General features: G+C 52.8%; 9 protein-coding genes. 5 read left to right on the top strand and 4 right to left on the bottom strand.

The genetic code is table 11. The features are described 5' to 3' along the window. Positions 1-36: 36 nt before the first annotated feature. Both CA13_RS27420 and CA13_RS27415 read right to left on the bottom strand, forming a co-directional pair. Positions 37-2,670, bottom strand: coding sequence for a glycoside hydrolase family 2 protein (locus CA13_RS27420; protein WP_146402145.1), 2,634 nt, complete (start codon positions 2,668-2,670; stop codon positions 37-39). A gap of 53 nt (positions 2,671-2,723) precedes the next feature. Then, positions 2,724-3,632 (bottom strand): kappa-carrageenase, encoded by a 909-nt coding sequence (locus tag CA13_RS27415; RefSeq protein ID WP_146402143.1) that lies wholly within the window; start codon positions 3,630-3,632, stop codon positions 2,724-2,726. Between the two features lie 386 nt (positions 3,633-4,018). Between CA13_RS27415 and CA13_RS27410 the strand changes: the two genes are divergently transcribed. From CA13_RS27410 to CA13_RS27395, 4 genes are all read left to right on the top strand, one after another. Then, positions 4,019-6,022, top strand: a complete 2,004-nt coding sequence (locus CA13_RS27410) for a right-handed parallel beta-helix repeat-containing protein (RefSeq protein ID WP_419194899.1) — start codon at positions 4,019-4,021, stop codon at positions 6,020-6,022. A 171-nt stretch (positions 6,023-6,193) separates the two neighbouring features. Further along, entirely contained in the window at positions 6,194-8,458 is a 2,265-nt protein-coding gene (locus CA13_RS27405; protein ID WP_146402139.1) for a discoidin domain-containing protein, read from the top strand. A 12-nt stretch (positions 8,459-8,470) separates the two neighbouring features. Next, positions 8,471-9,439, top strand: coding sequence for a hypothetical protein (locus tag CA13_RS27400; protein ID WP_146402137.1), 969 nt, complete (start codon positions 8,471-8,473; stop codon positions 9,437-9,439). Between the two features lie 22 nt (positions 9,440-9,461). Continuing rightward, a complete protein-coding gene (locus CA13_RS27395) occupies positions 9,462-10,901 on the top strand; it encodes an L-serine ammonia-lyase (protein ID WP_419194898.1) in 1,440 nt (479 codons plus the stop codon). A gap of 26 nt (positions 10,902-10,927) precedes the next feature. Here CA13_RS27395 and CA13_RS27390 read toward each other — a convergent pair whose 3' ends face one another. After that, positions 10,928-14,200 (bottom strand): glycoside hydrolase family protein, encoded by a 3,273-nt coding sequence (locus CA13_RS27390; RefSeq protein WP_146402135.1) that lies wholly within the window; start codon positions 14,198-14,200, stop codon positions 10,928-10,930. 178 nt (positions 14,201-14,378) lie between these two features. Further along, positions 14,379-15,449, bottom strand: coding sequence for a calcium-binding protein (locus CA13_RS27385; RefSeq protein ID WP_146402133.1), 1,071 nt, complete (start codon positions 15,447-15,449; stop codon positions 14,379-14,381). Positions 15,450-16,167: 718 nt separating this feature from the next. On the opposite strand from CA13_RS27385, the gene CA13_RS27380 reads away from it, so the two are divergent. Further along, positions 16,168-18,066: an alpha-L-fucosidase gene (locus tag CA13_RS27380; protein ID WP_419194897.1), complete on the top strand. Its 1,899-nt coding sequence runs from the start codon at positions 16,168-16,170 to the stop codon at positions 18,064-18,066. The last annotated feature ends 21 nt before the right edge of the window (positions 18,067-18,087 follow it).

Here is an 18,087-nt window from a genome sequence, read left to right as displayed (position 1 = left end):
ATAAATGAGTCCGACGGCCGGCACTCCCTCGAAAGCCTATCGTGTTTCTTGGAGTTCGAATCCGTTGAGCCAAATGCCGTTCGCGCCGTCAGCGTCTTGGAAACGGACCGCCACCGGCGCATCACCTCTGACCTCGAACTCGATAACCGCCGTCCCAGGCCCCGAGTCTGGCAGTTGTTTTCCGTTGGTCATTTCAACGGAGGTATCCACATCGACTGTGTGCACTGCAACCGAGTGGGCAACCGGAATTTGGTAAATATTTAGCGTCTTCAGACGCTCTCGGTTTGGATCCATGGAGTTGGTGTTAGAACTCGGGGCATGGTGGAAGGTCTTTAGCGAATAGCGTCCCTTGGCGAGCCCCTCAAATTCCAGCTTGAAGCCTGCCGGATCGACCACGCAAACCCCTTCACCCATGACGAAACCGTGATACCCCTTGACGTTCATTTCCCCAAGCCAGCGCGTGATGCCTTCCTCTGATCCGCAACGAAGTGTGACATTGAATCCGCCCATGTTCGGCAAGTCAATCGATGCGTCTTTGTTGCTCTCGCCAAACCATGGCGTCCAATCGAACTGAACAAGTTGGCCCACTTCGCCCATATCGACCCGGACTCTTTCCAAGTCATAGATCGGTCTTGCCGTGGCCAATATTCGATTGGGATTGAAACGAACGCTCTTTACGGATGCTTCCACCGGTTTAAAACCGGGGCATTCAGCGCGCACGGTGATCGTCCCCGGCGTCAAACTCGCACGTATCAGCGCCGCAGCAGCGCCACGAGAGAGACTTACTGGGTTTGCACCTTTGAGCGTTTTGTCGCCAACGATACTCGCCGGACCCGCAACGGTATATTGCACTTTCAAATCGGACTTGGGGACAATGTTACCATCACCGTCGACAAACCGAGTGTAGGCCATGACAATGTCCGAACCGTCGGCCTGGAGCGAGCGGCCGTCCATATCGAGATTCAATTTCATCTCTACGGGATCTCCCGATGTCGCATCGCGCGGAGGCCCTTGGTTACGGAATCCATCCATCGATCCACTTCGCATTCGGTTCCAGTTATCAGCGTCGATGTGGAACGTATAGTACGCATGCGCTGTCCAGCTAATCAGGCCTAGACGCAACGGATCACTCGCATACTTCTCTATGCTGCTTGGATTTGCCTTTCCTTCCATCGCAATCAAATATTCGTTGCCTGACCAGTCGTTGATCCCGCCGTAGTCCATATTCGTAAACAGGTCGCAGACGCCCGAATTTTGAATTCCCGTCCATTCCGAATTGTTCGAACCGGTCCATCGCGTCGGGTCTTCTTGTTTCACCGCGTAATGCAGTCGCGGCACATAACCACGGTGGTTAATTCCACCTCCCCATACAATCACCGACGGGTGGTTTCGATGATTTCGAACCATGCGGCGGGCCGCTTTCTCGAGATTATCAAACCAAGCGTCATTGCCGATACTGATCCAAGTCGGTGCCTCTTCATAGACGAGGATTCCGAGTTCGTCGCAGGCATCCAGTAGAGCATTATCTTGTGGGTAATGGGCCGTTCGGACGATGTTCTTGCCCTGTTGTTTGAACTGCAACATATCTTTGAAATGCAGAGAGTTCGGCACCGCGTCGCCGATGTAGGGATAGTGCTGATGACGATTGGCGCCAAGCATTTGCACCGGCTTTCCATTCAGAAGAAAACCCTCTTCTTTGCTTAACGCAATCGATCGCACACCCAGCGGGTTTTCGACGCAGTCCACGACGGCATCACCATCAAGAACCGTCGTGTTGACGCGATAGAGATAGGGATCGTCGCACGACCAAAGATGCAGGTTTTCCTCGATGCCACCACATTGATTGAATGTATGATCGGCACCCGGTTTGATACTTGCTTGGTCAAGCAAACGCAGGACCACAATGCCTGCACGATCGATCACTCGTGTCAGCAGGCTGCACTGTTTCGGCTGTTGGTCCTCATTGCGAACGGTCGTTCGAACCGCGATGGTTGCGTTGCCATTGAGCGGGTCCACCGTTGGCGTCGTGACAAAGACACCTGCATAGAAGTCTTCCCAAGGAAACGTCACATGCAAGGGAGCGGTTTCGACTAAATAGACATCGCGATACAGTCCGCTGAACTTCACATAGTCAAACGGCCCTGGGTCGGGTGGGACGTCGTCGTGGCGTCGGTTGTCAACTCGCAACGCAACTTGGTTTTCACCCGGCTCAACAAAGCCCGTGATATCAAAATGGAATGGTGTGTAACCGCCGATCGAGTGTTGTCCGACATGCTTTCCATTGACCCAAAGGTCGGTCACCTGATGGGCACCTTCGAATTCCAGGAAAACCTTATCAGGGTTTTGTGACACCTCGATTGTCCGGCGATACCAGCCGACGTCGCGATGGAATGTCGGTTGCGTCTTATCGTCGTCACATCCGTCGAGGTTGAGGTCGGTGAGTTTCAAGGTATGGGGAATGCTCACCTCTTCCCACACCGAGTCATCCAGGTCCGCGATGTGAAACGCCGCGTTAGGGTCACCCAGGTGAAACATCCAGCTTGTCGTTAAGCTCGTCTTACTTCGGTCCGATTCTGGGAAACCATCGGGCAAGTTCGAGTCGCCAAATGCGAGGTTGACCGAACAGAAAGCAAAAAGGGAAAGCAAGTAAAAATGGGAGGGACGTCTCATCGAAGGAACTTTTGGCTGAGGGCTGAGAACTTCAAACATTGGAGCATTTCGGGCTACGGTTGGGAATCCTTGCCGTTGCGTACCCAGCAGCGAACGTAGTCTACCTTCATTTCACTGGGGAAGCCTTCGGCGGTGATGTTGTCGGCATCGGGCAAACGTCCATCGTCACCTGCCCATTTGATTAGCGGTGGTCGCGCTTCAACCGTAAGTGTCACGTTCATGGCAAGATGCCAATAGAGATTGGGTTTGCGCGCCACTTCTTTGCCATCGATATACCAAACAATCCACTCCTTCGAATTCTCGACGGCATAGAGGTGAAAGTCATCGCGTGGGTCCCAAGGGGCATCCCAGTGATTCTGGCAAATCTCTGGATATCCGTTGGGGCGAACCCATTCCTCCTTGCCGTTTTTCAGCAGCCGAGTGTGTAGGTTACAATCAATCCGACTGACCGAGGCATTCCCTTCAAGATCCTTCGTCCAAAGTCCCTGTTGCATCTCAACGATATCGATCTCGCTGTAGCAGACCGTTTCGCCGTTGACCTTGAATCGCACATTCCGGTTTGGACTGTACAGCCAAAAGCCAGGGCATAGACCGGGGAATTTACTACAACCTTTGATACGCGCCTCGAAATAGCCGTACGTGGTCGGCGCATTTGAACGCAGGATGCCCATCGTATAGAAGTACTTCTTGCCCCTCACCGTGTGTGGGTCGTACTCTGCCTTGATAATCAGTGAGCCATCTTTCTGAAAAACATTTTCCGGACGCCAGGCCCGCTCACCCCACGGGGACATATCTTTTGTCCATTTTTTGACATCGACCTCGGTTGTGTTGAACTCGTCCGAGAGCTCCCGGACAAACGCCCAGTCGCCAGGAACACCAACAGGCTGCTTTCCATCGGCGAGGGCCATCGATGTAGCGAGGGTGCAGGAAACCCAAACGATTTGCTTAATCACATTGCCCATGAAACGTCCTCATTTATCCGTTATCAGACCTCAATTGATGATGATGTGTCAGTATATATCCTGCTTCCTGACAGGATAGTGTCATTACCGCCGCTTTTGACACGACGGTTCGTCCACTGCGCATCGTAATCGTACTTCGTAGATGGACATCCCCACCGTTGCCTATTACTAGGCGTGCTTATTTTACGAGCCGTGTTTGTTCGGTGTTTTGACAAACAAAAAGTTTCAGTCGCTTGGCCGCAGTGCGAACCAAGGCAACAAAATAAAATTAACAGACGTTTCACATCGGTATTGCACGCATTGTTAAGCTGATAGGCACGAGAAGTCTGGATCCGTTCCAGGCTAAGCTCAACGGAAAACAGTACTTAATCATGGAGCCCCATCGTATGTCCCGCCCACTCAGCTGCTTGTTTTTGTTGTTGATGCTAACAGCAACGGGGCGGGCTGACCCCCTCGTTCTGCACGTCCGAACGGGAGGCGTCGATGGGGCGTGCGCTACGCTTGAAGAAGCAAGAGATACGATCCGCGCGGCGCGACGAATGGGCAATCTCTCGGAGGGTGCGGAGGTACATATCCACGGCGGCGATCATATTCGCAACACGCCCTTTGAGCTAACGGTGGAAGACTCGGGTACGGCGGCAGCGCCGATCCGCTACGTTGGCGACTCCACGAAACCTGCAAGACTTTTGGGTGGACGGATTGTTGATGGTTTTGTGCCAATCACTGATCAGGCGGTGCTTCGTCGACTCGCTCCTGAGTCGCGATCCCATATCGTTCAAATTGATCTGAACACGATTGGCGTAGCCGATTTTGGTTCGCCCGGCGCGGGCATCGAACTCTTCTTCGGTGGCGAGCGGATGACGCTCGCTCGATGGCCCAACGAAGGTTTTTCGAAAATCGTCGATGTCGTCGATTATGACGGGCACGAAGTACGAGGCACAAAAGGAAGCCACGTAGGCAAGTTTCACTATAAGGACGAACGTCCGGATGGTTGGACCGATGAAACCGCGCCGTGGGTTCACGGCTATTGGTTCTGGGATTGGGCCGAGCAACGCCATCCGGTTGAAGCCATCGATACGAAATCCAAGTCAATCACGGTGAAGCAACCGTACCACAATTACGGTTACCGAAAGGGGCAGTGGTATTACGCGTACAACTTGTTGTGCGAACTTGATGCGCCCGGGGAATGGTATCTCGATCGTGACTGCGGCGTGCTTTACTTCTGGCCTCCGGGCGATCTCGCTTCGACGGAGGTAATGGTAACGCTTGCGCCAAGTCTACTGACACTTCGTGGAGCATCGCACGTCACGGTCGAGCGGCTTACACTTGAGGGAGGCCGCGGCACCGCGGTGGAGGTGACCGAAGGCGCCAACGTGCAGCTCTTTGGGCTAACGGTCTGCAACGGCGGCGGTGCGGCGATCCATGTTCGCGGCGGTAATCATCACAGCGTCGAAGGATGCGATATTTACGGAATGGGCAGCAGCGGGATCAGCATCAACGGAGGCGACCGCAAAACTCTCACTGCGGCCGGTCACCGCGCAGTGAACAATCACATCCATCACTACGCACAGGTAAAACGCGTTTATGCTGCGGGTATTCATGTCAACGGCGTGGGCAATCTGGTCGCTAACAACTCCATCCACGATGCGCCCCACATGGCGATCGGCTTCGGTGGCAACGACCACATTATCGAACTCAATGAGATCCACGATGTGTGCCTTGAGACAAACGATGCCGGTGCGATGTACGCTGGGCGAAATTGGACCATGCGCGGCCACATCATTCGCTACAATTCCCTGTACGATATTACTGGCTTCCATGACCGCGGAAGCGTTGGCGTCTACCTTGACGATATGTTTTCGTCCGCGACGATCTATGGCAACCTCTTTCGAAACGTGACCCGCGCAGCTTTTATTGGAGGCGGCCGCGACAACACGATTGAGAACAACGTGTTCATCGATTGCAAACTAGCGCTACACATCGATGCTCGGGCTCTTGGCTGGGCTCATGGGCATGCCGACAAATGGCTTGCGGAACAGCAGGAAGAGCGGACCATTTCCGGGATCGCATACAATCGCCCACCCTTCTCAGAACGTTATCCAGATTTGATTGACATCGTTGACAACAATCCCAAGGCCCCCGTAGGTAACCTGGTTACGCGAAACATCTTCGTTGGCGAAAACTGGAATGATGTTCACAAAGACGCAAAACCCTATATCGCGTCTTCTGATAACCTAACCGGTGTCGATCCGCAGTTTGTCGATCGTGCCTCCTGTGACTACCGCCTACGTCCGGAGTCGCCAGCCATCGATCTTGGCTTTCAACCGATTCCACTGGAACGAATCGGGCTGTTTGCCAGTAAGCTCCGTGCCAGCCAACCTTCGGAGTGAATTCCAATCGAACCATGCGCGTCTGGGAAGTCCCTCACGCGCACTGCACGATACAGTAATGCCGCTCGTTCCGCTCACGCTATCACTCGACACTTCACTAGGGTCTCGCAAGTGTCATGCCGGTCTTCGACCTGAGCGGATTTCCATCAACAAGATTGTTAGCTTCACCACATGACTCGACGGAATCTCGAACACCCTGTCGATGTTGCCAACCAACCGCATTGCGAGCATAAATTTCTGAGAAACAAAGACCGAGACGAAGAGCACACCGATTGGCTATACTATCAAAGTGGCAAAACGAACCTGACGTTTTGTCGCAGCTTATTGTTGCCAGGACCGAATGTCGCCCTACATTACTCCATCATTTCAGTACTCATGAATCCCGTTGGCACCATTTTGTTTCGTTTTAAATCGGTAGCACAACTGTTGTACCCACTTTGTGTTGCTGTTTGCGTGCTTTCATCGCAATTGGTTTTTGCTGAGGCGTTCGGCATTGAATCGAAGTCAACTCAACCGCCTAGCGATGGCACGATCCTCGCTTTCGCCGCTGGCGATCGATGGCCTGTGGCCCTCGAACCTCACACCGAATTGCTTGAAGAAGTTCTCAAGGCGGGACCACCAAGCAAACCGGATGCGTTTGCTCAGGCGATGGTGAACCTTGCCGCAATCCTAAAGGCCGATCTTGCGGTTGCGTCGAATCATCAGCGAATGAGAACTGCGGTCGCCGTGGCGATGGAATTCACACGAAAGTATGTCAGCCGTGACGAGAATGACGCGGTAGCTCGATTTCAATGGTACAGCAAAGCCCAGGCGGAGGGCCAATTACATCCCTCATTTGACGAACTGGAAACCTGGGAGCGCCGTTTTGTCGTCAACATTCCTTGGCATCACGGCAACGGGGATACCGACGAACTTGATTGGCTTAATCGCGAAGCAAAATTGCCACCGCATGAATACTGTCGTGCCTGCTGGCAGGCTCCCTATCGAGGACACAATCCGTTCGGTGAGACGGTCCAAGGGCCACTGTATTATGTTCCATTCGAGAACGAGCTGAAAGCTTTTGAAATGCGTCGCGAAGTTGGGGCGGTTTGTGGTGGGTTGTCTCACTTCGGTGCCGCCGCTGCTCGGGCAAACGGCATCGGCGCTACCACGATGGGTGAACCGGGGCATTGTGCTTATGCCATCCGTATTGATGGTGAGTGGTTGCCGAGCTATTCGTTATCGAGTGACCGAACAGCTCATCAAACCTTACTGCGTCCCAAGTGGCCGTACGTGGTTTTGCAGGACAAAGTATTTGCCGATCCAAATCGAACACTCGCTGCGACACGATTGGCTTTGTGGGCTGCGATGCTAAAAGAACGTGATCCCCGCCGCGCAGCGAGTCTCTTGATCCGAGCTTGCGAGATCCAGCCAAACAACCCGTTGTTGTGGGAGTCTCGGTTTGAAGTTTTACAGCGGGCGGGTTTAAACGAACCTGCGAAGTGGTGGGATCAGGCCCGACGCCTTGGTCAAGGATTGAAAGGCTACCCATCAGTCGTCGTCGACACAATCAATCGACTCGACAAAAAGAACGGTGTCTTTTCCGATCCGGCGCAGCGAGGGCGAATGCTCGCAGCAGGACTAACACAAGCGATCGGCGTGGATGCTCCGGCGTCACCCGCGATGAATTGGACCAAGATGTACGACCAGGTCTATGCTTTGTCAGGCGAACAGCAGACCGATCAAGCGAACGTATGCCGAGCCATTGCCGCGAATATTATTCGCGGGCCTGACGCTCAGCGGTTTGTCGAAGACGCGTTGCAACGCTTCGGGCACAGTGATGACATCGTCAATTTTGTGATGGACGCCACGTTGGAATCTCTAAAGTCACGCAAGAGTCTGCAGGGCGACAAACGCCAACAACTAATCGAGGCCTGTATGATTTCCGCGGCCAACCGACGCGACCCACTCGCCTTTCAGCGTCTCGCAGCAATGCACCCAGCACCGTTCACGGAAAACTTGGACTATCCGAAAGATCCGTTCTCGGCTGAGCTTGTTTCACTCCGCGGATCCATCCGCACGAGCAGCACGTCGTCGTGGGATCGTATCAATGGTCACGCTAGCGTACTGGGAATCAAAGGTGGTCAATTTCATACCGGCAAGGCAACGGACGAGTGGTGCGAAATCACGTTGCCTGGTGTCGCAAAACTGGATGGTATGATCATCGAAAACACGACGGGTAATCGTCCACGTGCAGTTCCTTTTACGATCGAAATTTCCGCCGATGGGGAAAAGTGGGAAGAAGTAAAGCGGGTCGAAGAAACGGCCGCGCGGTGGCGAATTGATTTAGAAGACGGTTCACCGAGCGCGCGTTTCATTCGCATTAATGGCTCGGTCGGTCGTGAGGATTTTCTTCATTTCCGTCGGATTCTTATTTACGGAAAACCTCAGTCGTAAAATGGATACTTCATGCTAACCAACGTTACCAAACTTCTCGCACGGTGGCCCAGGGTTTGGACCAGCGTTGCTGCGATTTTTTTTGCAGTGAACATCAGCGTTGCCGCCGGCACTCGCGCTAGTACCGTCCAGCGGGCAGTTTCCTTGGCGCCCGACGATGGCGGGATGGTCGCAATTCTGCTGTACGGGTCCGATTGGAATCAAACAAGCGAGTTCTACAAGTCGCAAGTATTCGACGAGCCAAAGGTTCTTTCCTCGCTTTCGAGGGGTGCCGTTTTGACGAACGTCGACTGCAAGGAATCGCCAACCCCCAGGGACAAAGTCGCTCGAGAAAGCGTCAACGCGTTCCCAGATATCAGCATCCGCACTTATCCAAGCATCATGATTCTCGATGGCGTCGGGCGTGCAGTGATCGTGCTGCAACCGATCCAACAGCTAACCGATCCGTCGGAGCTTGGCAAATTGCTTGAGCAGTGGCATCAGAAGTTGATCGCGCGCGACGTAATCCTAGCAAAAGCACGAACCGCATCTGGTTTCGACCAAGCTCGCCAGATCGGAGAAGCAATACGCGTCCTGGGCGTTGGACTAGGTCCGCATGTCAAAGACATCCGCAAACACTCCTTCCATGAAGCTCTTACACTAATGAAAGCAGCTGATCCAAATGACGATACCGGTTGGGTGTTCGCGACCGAGTTCCCCTTGGATAAAGTAACCGCATTGACGAATAAGGTTCGCGAAACATCAGGACTCGAAGCCGCCGAGGCGGAACTCGACCAACGACTACAAAATCAATACCTGTTGCCCGAGCAACGCCAAGAGCTACAGCGTCAACGATTCTTGCTCTATAAGGCGGACGATCAACCAATGGAAAAACAGACGGAGATTTTGGAACTTGTTTCGTCGGAAGCCCCCGACACGATCATCGGCCGCGGCGCGAAACACTGGGCACAATACCTTCGTGAGCATTCTGCAAAAGAATAGTATTGCGATTTACGGCAACACCATGAAACCCGTTGATCCTACTGAGATCCCACAATCGCTAAGCGTTTTTGACATGTTCAAAATCGGCGTTGGCCCGTCGAGTTCGCACACGATGGGGCCTTGGTTAGCCGCTCGCAGGTTTCTCGAAGAACGCACACCACAGCAGATCGTAAAGTTCACACGAATCCAAGTCGAGTTGTATGGCTCCTTGGCGAAAACCGGCGAAGGACACGGTACCGATATCGCCGTTCAACTTGGACTTTCAGGGCAACATCCCGAAACGATCGATATTAGTACGCTGCATCAACGCGTACGGGCGATCGCGGATTCACATGAACTTCGCTTACTCGACCAGATTCCGATTTCGTTCAACCCAACGTCCGACATCCTCTATCATCGCGACGAGTCGCTGCCCGAACATCCCAACGGAATGAAATTCACCGGATGGACCGAGGACGGCAACCAACATGAAGAAGTCTTCTGTTCCATCGGCGGAGGCTTCATCATCAAACGCGGTGAATTAACGACGCCGTCAACGGTCTTGGTCCCGTTTCCAATCAATTGCGCCGATGAACTGCTTAACCATTGTGCGTCGCAGTCAGTGCCGATTTCGAGCATTGTGCTTAAAAACGAATTGAGTTGGCGGCCGGAATCAGAGGTTCTCGAAAAGCTCACAAAGATTCGTGACACGATGATTGATACGATCCATCGTGGTTGCCGAGTAGACGGCATTCTACCAGGCGGTCTAGGCGTCCAGCGTCGTGCGGCACGAATGGCACGTAAACTGATTGGCAGCGAAGTGCCGGCCGATCGTGAAAAATGGATTGCGACCCTTAAGATGCAACGGGATAGTTTCCCGAGAGTGTTGGATTGGATCAGCTGTTTTGCGTTAGCCACGAACGAAGAAAATGCTGCGTTTGGTCGTGTGGTTACTGCGCCAACCAACGGTTCGGCAGGCGTGATCCCCGCAGTGATGCTATACCATATGTGCTTCTGCGACTCAGCCGATGACGATTGGATTAAGTTTCTGCTTACAGCAGCAGAGATTGGTTGTGTTTTCAAAAAAGGAGCGACCATCTCGGCGGCTCAAGGCGGTTGCCAGGCCGAGATAGGTGTGTCATCGGCAATGGCTGCAGCCGCATTAACCGAGGTCTTAGGAGGCACTCCGATGCATGCGACGGAAGCTGCCGAGATTGCGATGGAGCATCATTTGGGACTCACCTGTGATCCGATTCGCGGCTTGGTTCAGATCCCGTGTATCGAACGAAACGCGTTCGGCGCGGTTAAGGCGATCACGGCGGCACGATTGGCAATCTCGCGTGAACCCAGCGAAGCACGCGTGTCGCTCGATGCCGTCGTGAACACGATGTGGGAAACCGCACTGGACATGAACGCCAAGTACAAAGAAACGTCCGAAGGCGGACTGGCGATTCAAATCGCAGTGAACCTCAGTGAGTGCTAAGCCTTGAAGAGATTGCTTGCTAACGATCAAAGACACTCGACACAACGAATCCACCGAAAGTATCCATAGTCGTTGTTGACTTGTACGCCGAGTACCGGATCATCACCAGCGACCTCGATTTGAAACGTCTTCACCGGATCATCCTTCTGCACGTCAATCGTTAGTGGTCCTCCGACAACGCCGGTGACGTTCAGCTGTCCCCTATCACTAAACGGGACAACTTTCATCGTCAGATCATATCGACCGGGTGCAATACTAAATTGAAAGACATGGTCACGGACTCGCGTCCCGTCTCGATCTAATTTCGCATTCCCCATCCACGGTTGGTCGTCATCCCGCAGGGCGGGCTTGTCAAAGCCAAAGGCGTTTTCCTCGTCCCTGACATTGGTAGAGAGCACCGGCACGTAATCCGACGGATGCCCTTCATAACTGTCTCGCCCCACGCGTTCGGTCGATCCAAAGTCGAACAAATACTTTCTCAACTTCGCAATCTTATCAAGTCGAATCGCCTGTGCTGCCTCTCGTCGGTCATATTCAGCTCGTAGTTCTCCGAGACGATCAAGGCCGGCGAAGTCCGTAAGATACAACGGATAAGGAGTGATCTCGATTTCGCCCGTTCCGTCCACCGCGGCCGTTCCGCCAAACGAATCAGTCACAGTACATGCGCCCAACTCATTGCCAAGCCGCGTCGTGCCGTTGACGGTCCACGCCGTCAACAACGGTTTGCCACTTGCATCCCACTCCATCAACCAAACGTTCTCGTCGGGATGTGGTAACCGTCGGGCGCCGCCGTTGACGCCATGCATTTGCCGGATCGCCGTACCCAACGTGTACCACGAGGGTTTGCGAGAGAAATCGTTTCGAAGGACCCCCGAACAAGCATGCTGAGAAGGGGTGCTGCCAGTCTCTCGATACACAAATACTTTTTCGATACCGTTCGCCAGACAAAGCATTACCACACGAGGCAACCTGGCTGCCTGGATCGCTTCGGTCGTTCCAAAGGGGCCTGCCGAATCATAACCCGTCTCCGTCATCCAAATGGGCATCTCCGGTGCGTAACGATCCCGCCACTTTGAAAGCTGCCTCAAGTTCTCCGGAAATGTAGTAGAGCTAGTGACTTTGGCGTTGCCATCCGTCCGGCACGTCTCAGGTGGCTCGTGCCCCGAATAGAAATGGACATTGATTAGATCAATCAAATCCAAGGGGTGCGTGCCATCGGGATACTCATAAAGTCGTAACGGATCGACAACATCGGTTGACATGCCCGCGTAACCCGCACTCGTTACCAGAGCGTTTGGATCGGCTCGCTTGACCGCTTCGGCTCCAAATTTCATCATCTCGTAATAGGTGTCCACCGGGGCCGCCCAGCCGCCCCAGGTCGCCTCTGGACTTGGGTTCAAGTTTGGCTCGTTCCACATCTCGTAATACTTCACCAAATCCATACCTGATCGCTTGTCGGTTGTCAGCAGGACATCCTCCGGATGCTTAACACTTCCATAACGCGCAGCCATTTGAAAACAGAATTCGCCATACAACGAGAGATCCTGCGGAGGAAACGACGCTCGCATCCGTTCCAATGCGTCGGCGGGTGCGGAACTGGCCCACTGAGGCGTCAGGAACATATAAGTCAAGACGCCTATACCTGCTTCGTGGTAACTCTGAAAAATGTTATCGAGACTTAAGTGCCATGGAGCGACCTCACCGTTAAACGCATATTGATGCGGATTTGCCGAGACAAAGGGCCACTTCCCATTCTCGAATCGCACGAAACCCACTCCGAGTTCACGCAGTTTTGGAACAAGATCGACGTCCGCCGAGTTGAGGGCAATTCGCGAATCCTTCGTGATCAACTCCGGCTGTTCTTCCAGATTACAAAAGACATGGCGGTAAAAGTGTTCACGAGATCCTTCATGCTCAAGGGACAGTCCCAACAGGTAGGCACCAGAATCCAGTGGCCGCGAAAAGCTCAACACTCGCGTCGAAAATGAGCGCGCCGGCACATCAAATTCGACCGTCCCCTCTTCGACGACCGGACCAACTTGAGGCAGCGCAATTACCTCGTCATCGGCACCATCATAAATCCCCAACTCGGCCGGAAATGCAATAAGATTCTCGCGTCCGCCAGCGGTTCGATAACGAAACTTTAGCACTCGTGCCCTAAACGGTTCCTCCATCGGGAACTCATTCCACCCCCATTTCTTATGATGATCCACACCCTTCAAGCTAGGCACCGCATTGAACGTCTCGCCATCTTCCGATGCAAACACGTCCACAAACCATGTGTGATTCGCATCACCACTCGACCAAGTCATCTTGCGAATGTCACGCACTTGGCCCAAATCAACGAACTGCAGGGCCTCCGTATAATGTTCCTTCTGATAGTTGGTCGTCGGTGATGTCCAAAGCTTTCCATCCGTGCTACCAGTGTCCTCAACGATCTTTCCATCGAAAACCAACCAGCTATGGGCACCCGCCGCGTGGTCGGAACCGAATACGGGATCGGGAAGTGGCTGTGAATAGAACGCCGGATCTCTCTGAAGCGAATAGCGAACGGTATAGCGAAATGGCTGATCGCTGAAATTTGTAGCGTATACCGATGCCGATAACGTGTTGCCGGCGTCGACCCTTTCAGGCACTGACCACTTGGCCGTGTTTGAGGATTCGGTTGTATCCTCTAATCGCGTCAGCGCGACGATCGAATCCACGGTTAAAAAAGCTGGCCCAGCAGCCTTTGCGAACCAAGCAACATGGACATTTTGAATCGGATAGTCCACCACGCGGTTTTTGTCAGTTTGAGGATAAGCCTGAACGACATCAGCCAGATCCACTTCGACCCATTTCCAACCGGTCCAATCCGCGGGAACCAAGAAGACCAGCGATTCCCCTTCTTCGTCGGCAAGTTGCACGCCAACTTGGGCGACGTTGGCTTCCTTGGTCAAATGCACCCACAAACCAATCGTCTGCGTTTCGCCAGCAACACTGCCACTTACGGTAAAATCACCTTTCGCCCCAGGTTGCTCTGCGTCTCCACCAAGCGTCAAGGCTGTGCAACCTAGTTTCGCAGCCACATCGTTAGCTGCTGACACGTAGGCATCGTTCATTTTCCAAGCGCCGGTATTGACCGAAACAACATCATCCATTGGATTCAAGAGCAGTCGTTGCAAACCATCCAACGATTCCCCTATTGCACTGTCTTGGGGCACACCGATTTCGTCTGCGCACACCGCTGCATCTGCGAACACCGCTGCAACCACCAGCAATGGAACCACCACTAGCCCAATCCGCCACAAAGATTTCATTTCGTTTTTTATCACCGTATTTGCCTTCGAAAAAAAAGAGCGTCAAAGTTAAAGCAAATTGATACTTGCACCACCGCAATCCAATAGAAACGATCAACAAGAGATCACCGCATATTCCTTCTGAACGAACAGCCCCGACGTCACATGTTCATGTTCACGTTGAGCCTATCAAGACGCATTACAACTGCGAAATGAGAAGATCTACAATACTCGCTGGCGTCAGCGTTTCGTCGGTCCAATCAGTATCCTGCATTACGTTGCGCTGAGCTGCTGTCATAGGCATGCGCCAACGGTCTGCAAAAATGGACGTTAAGTCCTTGTTTGCGGCAGCCGATGCACAAACTAGCCAATTGAAACACTGGGGCATTGCCGTTGCAGCATCTTTCGCCGGATACGGCTTGCATTTTCGCAGCAGGTGATAAAACCGGCGTACCCACGGGTCACCGAGATCTTTGCGAAGTTTCAACATTGCCGTTGCGTACATCACTGGCTGATCACTCGGAACAACCGTGACACCGCCTTCTTGGATTCGATTGCTTTTCTCGCCCGACGCAAGATTCGTAAAAGCATCGAGAAAAGGCAGCTCGGAATCAGCAAACAACTGCTCACACTTTTCAATCGTCGCTCGAGTCTTCAAATCCGCATCTTCACACTTCAATTCGTCCATGCAAACGTATCGCATGAAGACTGCATAACCGGTCGTGAACAAGGAATGGCGGTCGCCGAACACAAAATGGTTTCGCCCCATCTCGTAGAAGTAGTAATGCGCAAATGAGTTTGGATTCTCGGTATATCCCGGCAAATCTTTTCGATAGAAAGCGGAAACCTCGATCCCGGTATAACCGACAAATCCAAGAGCATACGCGCCTAGGATCTCCGGGCCTTTGACCGCACAAATGGTTGCCTTTTCTTGGTACTGTTTGTAGGGCCGAGGGGCCACACCAATGATGTCTTGATAGACTCGATAGCCGTCGTCTAGTCGACTCACGAAACCGGCGATCACTTTGGAATCGTATTCTCCAGGGGATGTCAAAAGGGCGACATTCTCTCCCTCCCAAACAAGCATATCGAACTCTTGCCCGTGCTCTTTCCATCGCTTCGGATAGAAAGCCAAATTGGATGCATCAAATTGCACTGGGACGACAAGTTGGTTTGATGAACTCTCACTGGCTTGTTCACTTTCTGCGCCGTACGACGTGATGGCAAAAAATGAAATAGCGAAACAAACACTCTTTAGACAGACTGGCACAGCAAATGACTCCGAATGTGGGATGAGTCAAATTCGCACCTCGCCACACTCGTTGCCAGTGACAAAACATCACCGAGCGAGGGTTCGAAATTGACATGCCGCCGTTTGGGTAGGGTTAAACATACATGTCGTTCTCTCCGGTGGCTCAGGGAACGACGCCAGTGGGTTCGGCTATGCGGTATGGTCTCGCAGAAGCCTCCATGCACGATGGTGAAACAATTATACTCGTTCCGATACTTGTTTGCTGCACCGGTTTCGCTTTTGCTCATAACGAATTTCGATGGCGCAAGGTCGATGGGCGTTGTTGCCCCCCGACCTTGCATAGAATCCGAATCGATCGTTTTGGTCCCTGGTGCGTACGATTCATGGTCTCATGAAGGAAGTGGCGCCATAAAGGAACTTGCTGCGAATCCTCTAACGAGTCGGGCGGGGGCTGGATCCTCTAAGGCATCCCGACTCCGATAGCGATCGGCGCTCATTGAGAAAGGCAGTTACAAGGACATCGACCGTGCATTCAAAACAGGGCAAGAACGCGGCCGCTACACAACGACATACTCACAAATGCGGATATTGATTCTGGTGCAAAAACGCGCCCCGTTGAAGTTCCGATGCGTGGCGTCCCATACTCTCCGGCAAAGAGGCTATACTATCTTTCCTGAGATATGTTCTCACCCAAGCATTGCCCCCAATTCGACCCCGCCCGTAAATGGACACCAAAATGAATCGTGCCCTTGGATATGTACTACTGCTTTCGTTCTCACTTGGCTTCCAAGGGCTCTACGCTCAAACACCGACCTATGAGCGGACATGGGACTCATTGACTCAGCATCCAATCCCCGAGTGGTTTGAGGATGCAAAATTTGGCATCTATGCACACCTCGGCCCCTACTGTGTGCCAGCGCATGGTTCCGAGTGGTATCCCCGAAACATGTACCGCAAATCAAAGGACGCCAGCAAGGAAGGGCTGTTTGAACGACATCAACGAGTCTATGGCGATCAGTCGAAGTTTGGTTACAAAGACTTCATTCCCATGTTCACGATGGAAAATTTTGATGCGGCTGCCTGGGCGCAACTTTACAAGGACGCAGGGGCACGTTTTGCAGGGCCCGTCGCAGAACACCATGACGGCTTTTCGATGTGGCCCAGCAAAGTCAATCGCTGGAATGCCAGTGATATGGGACCAAAACGTGACATCGTTGGTGAACTGGTAAGCGAAATCCGCAAGCGAGACATGAAGGTCATCACCTCATTTCATCATTCCCACAATCATAACGGTGACTACTTCCAGCCGATCGATGTGGATGAGGCGAAAGCGAAGAGATGGGATGTATTCCAACCCGAGTACGCTGATCTCTATGGACATTATCCCGATAGAAAACAATCGCTGGACATCTGGTGGGGGAAGCTAAGAGAGGTCATTGATGCCTACAAACCCGATCAAATTTGGTTTGACTTTGGCCTGAAAAAAATCCCAGATGACTACAAACAACGGTTTGCCGCCTACTACTATAACAAGGAAGGCGAGTGGGACAAACCTGTGATCATTACCCGCAAAGGAGACCACCTTCCCGATGGCGTCGGCGTCCTTGATATCGAACGAGGTCGCATGAAGGGCATGGGCGAGCAACTTTGGCAAACCGACGACTCGACGGCTTACAATAGTTGGTCTGGAGTAGAAGGATTGCAAGTCAAACCGACCGAAGAAGTACTTCAAGTTCTGATTGATATTGTCAGCAAGAACGGAGTCCTACTGCTTAACGTCTGCCCCAGCGCAGATGGCACGATTTCCAACGATCAACAGGCGATGCTGCGAGGGATCGGCGATTGGCTCAAGATCAACGGTGAAGCGATTTACGCGACGCGTCCTTGGGAAGTCTTTGGCGAAGGCCCGACGCGACTGCAAAAGGGAGGCGGTTTTCTAAAAACGTTGATGTACACCGGCCAAGACATTCGATACACACGCAGCAAAGATGGAAAGTCGCTCTATGCAATCTGCATGGGGTGGCCCGACGCAAAACTGCTTCTGCAAAGCCCTTTGGTCACAGGCAAAAAAGCAGACGCGGAAGTCACCCTGCTTGGTCATGGCAAGATTCCCCATCGCATCGTCGACGATCAAATCGCGTTGCATGTCCCTGAGTTAAAGGAACAAGATCGTCCGTGCCAACATGCCTATGCCTTTAAGCTTTCCGGATTCGAATTCGCTTTGAACCCAATGACCGTTTTGCCCACCATCACCCTTCAAGCAGATACAGCCGTTCTGGATGGCGAAAAAGTACAGCAACAGGAAAAGGCGGGGCGAACGAATATCGGCTACTGGGATAACGCCACCGAGTCCGCGCATTGGCTGATGCGTGTCAACGAACCCGGCTACTATCAAGTTCGAGCAGAAGCAGCCTCGGCTAACGGCACGACGGCGCTTCGCGTATCGGTGAACCATCAAAACGCGAGTATCTCCATCGCCAAAAGTAGAAGCTGGGACAACCCACAATGGAATGATGGTGAGGCAATTGAGTTCACTGAACCAGGCATCTACCACGTCATGCTAAAACCAGAGGATCCCAGTACTTGGAAAGCGGTGAACGTGTGGCAATTGCAGTTCCAACCAACCAAGCAATGACCATAACACGCCACAACTCAA

This window comes from Novipirellula herctigrandis (assembly GCA_007859835.1).
GTDB classification, from domain to species: domain Bacteria; phylum Planctomycetota; class Planctomycetia; order Pirellulales; family Pirellulaceae; genus Novipirellula_A; species Novipirellula_A herctigrandis.
This window is presented reverse-complemented; position numbering and strand designations above follow the sequence as displayed.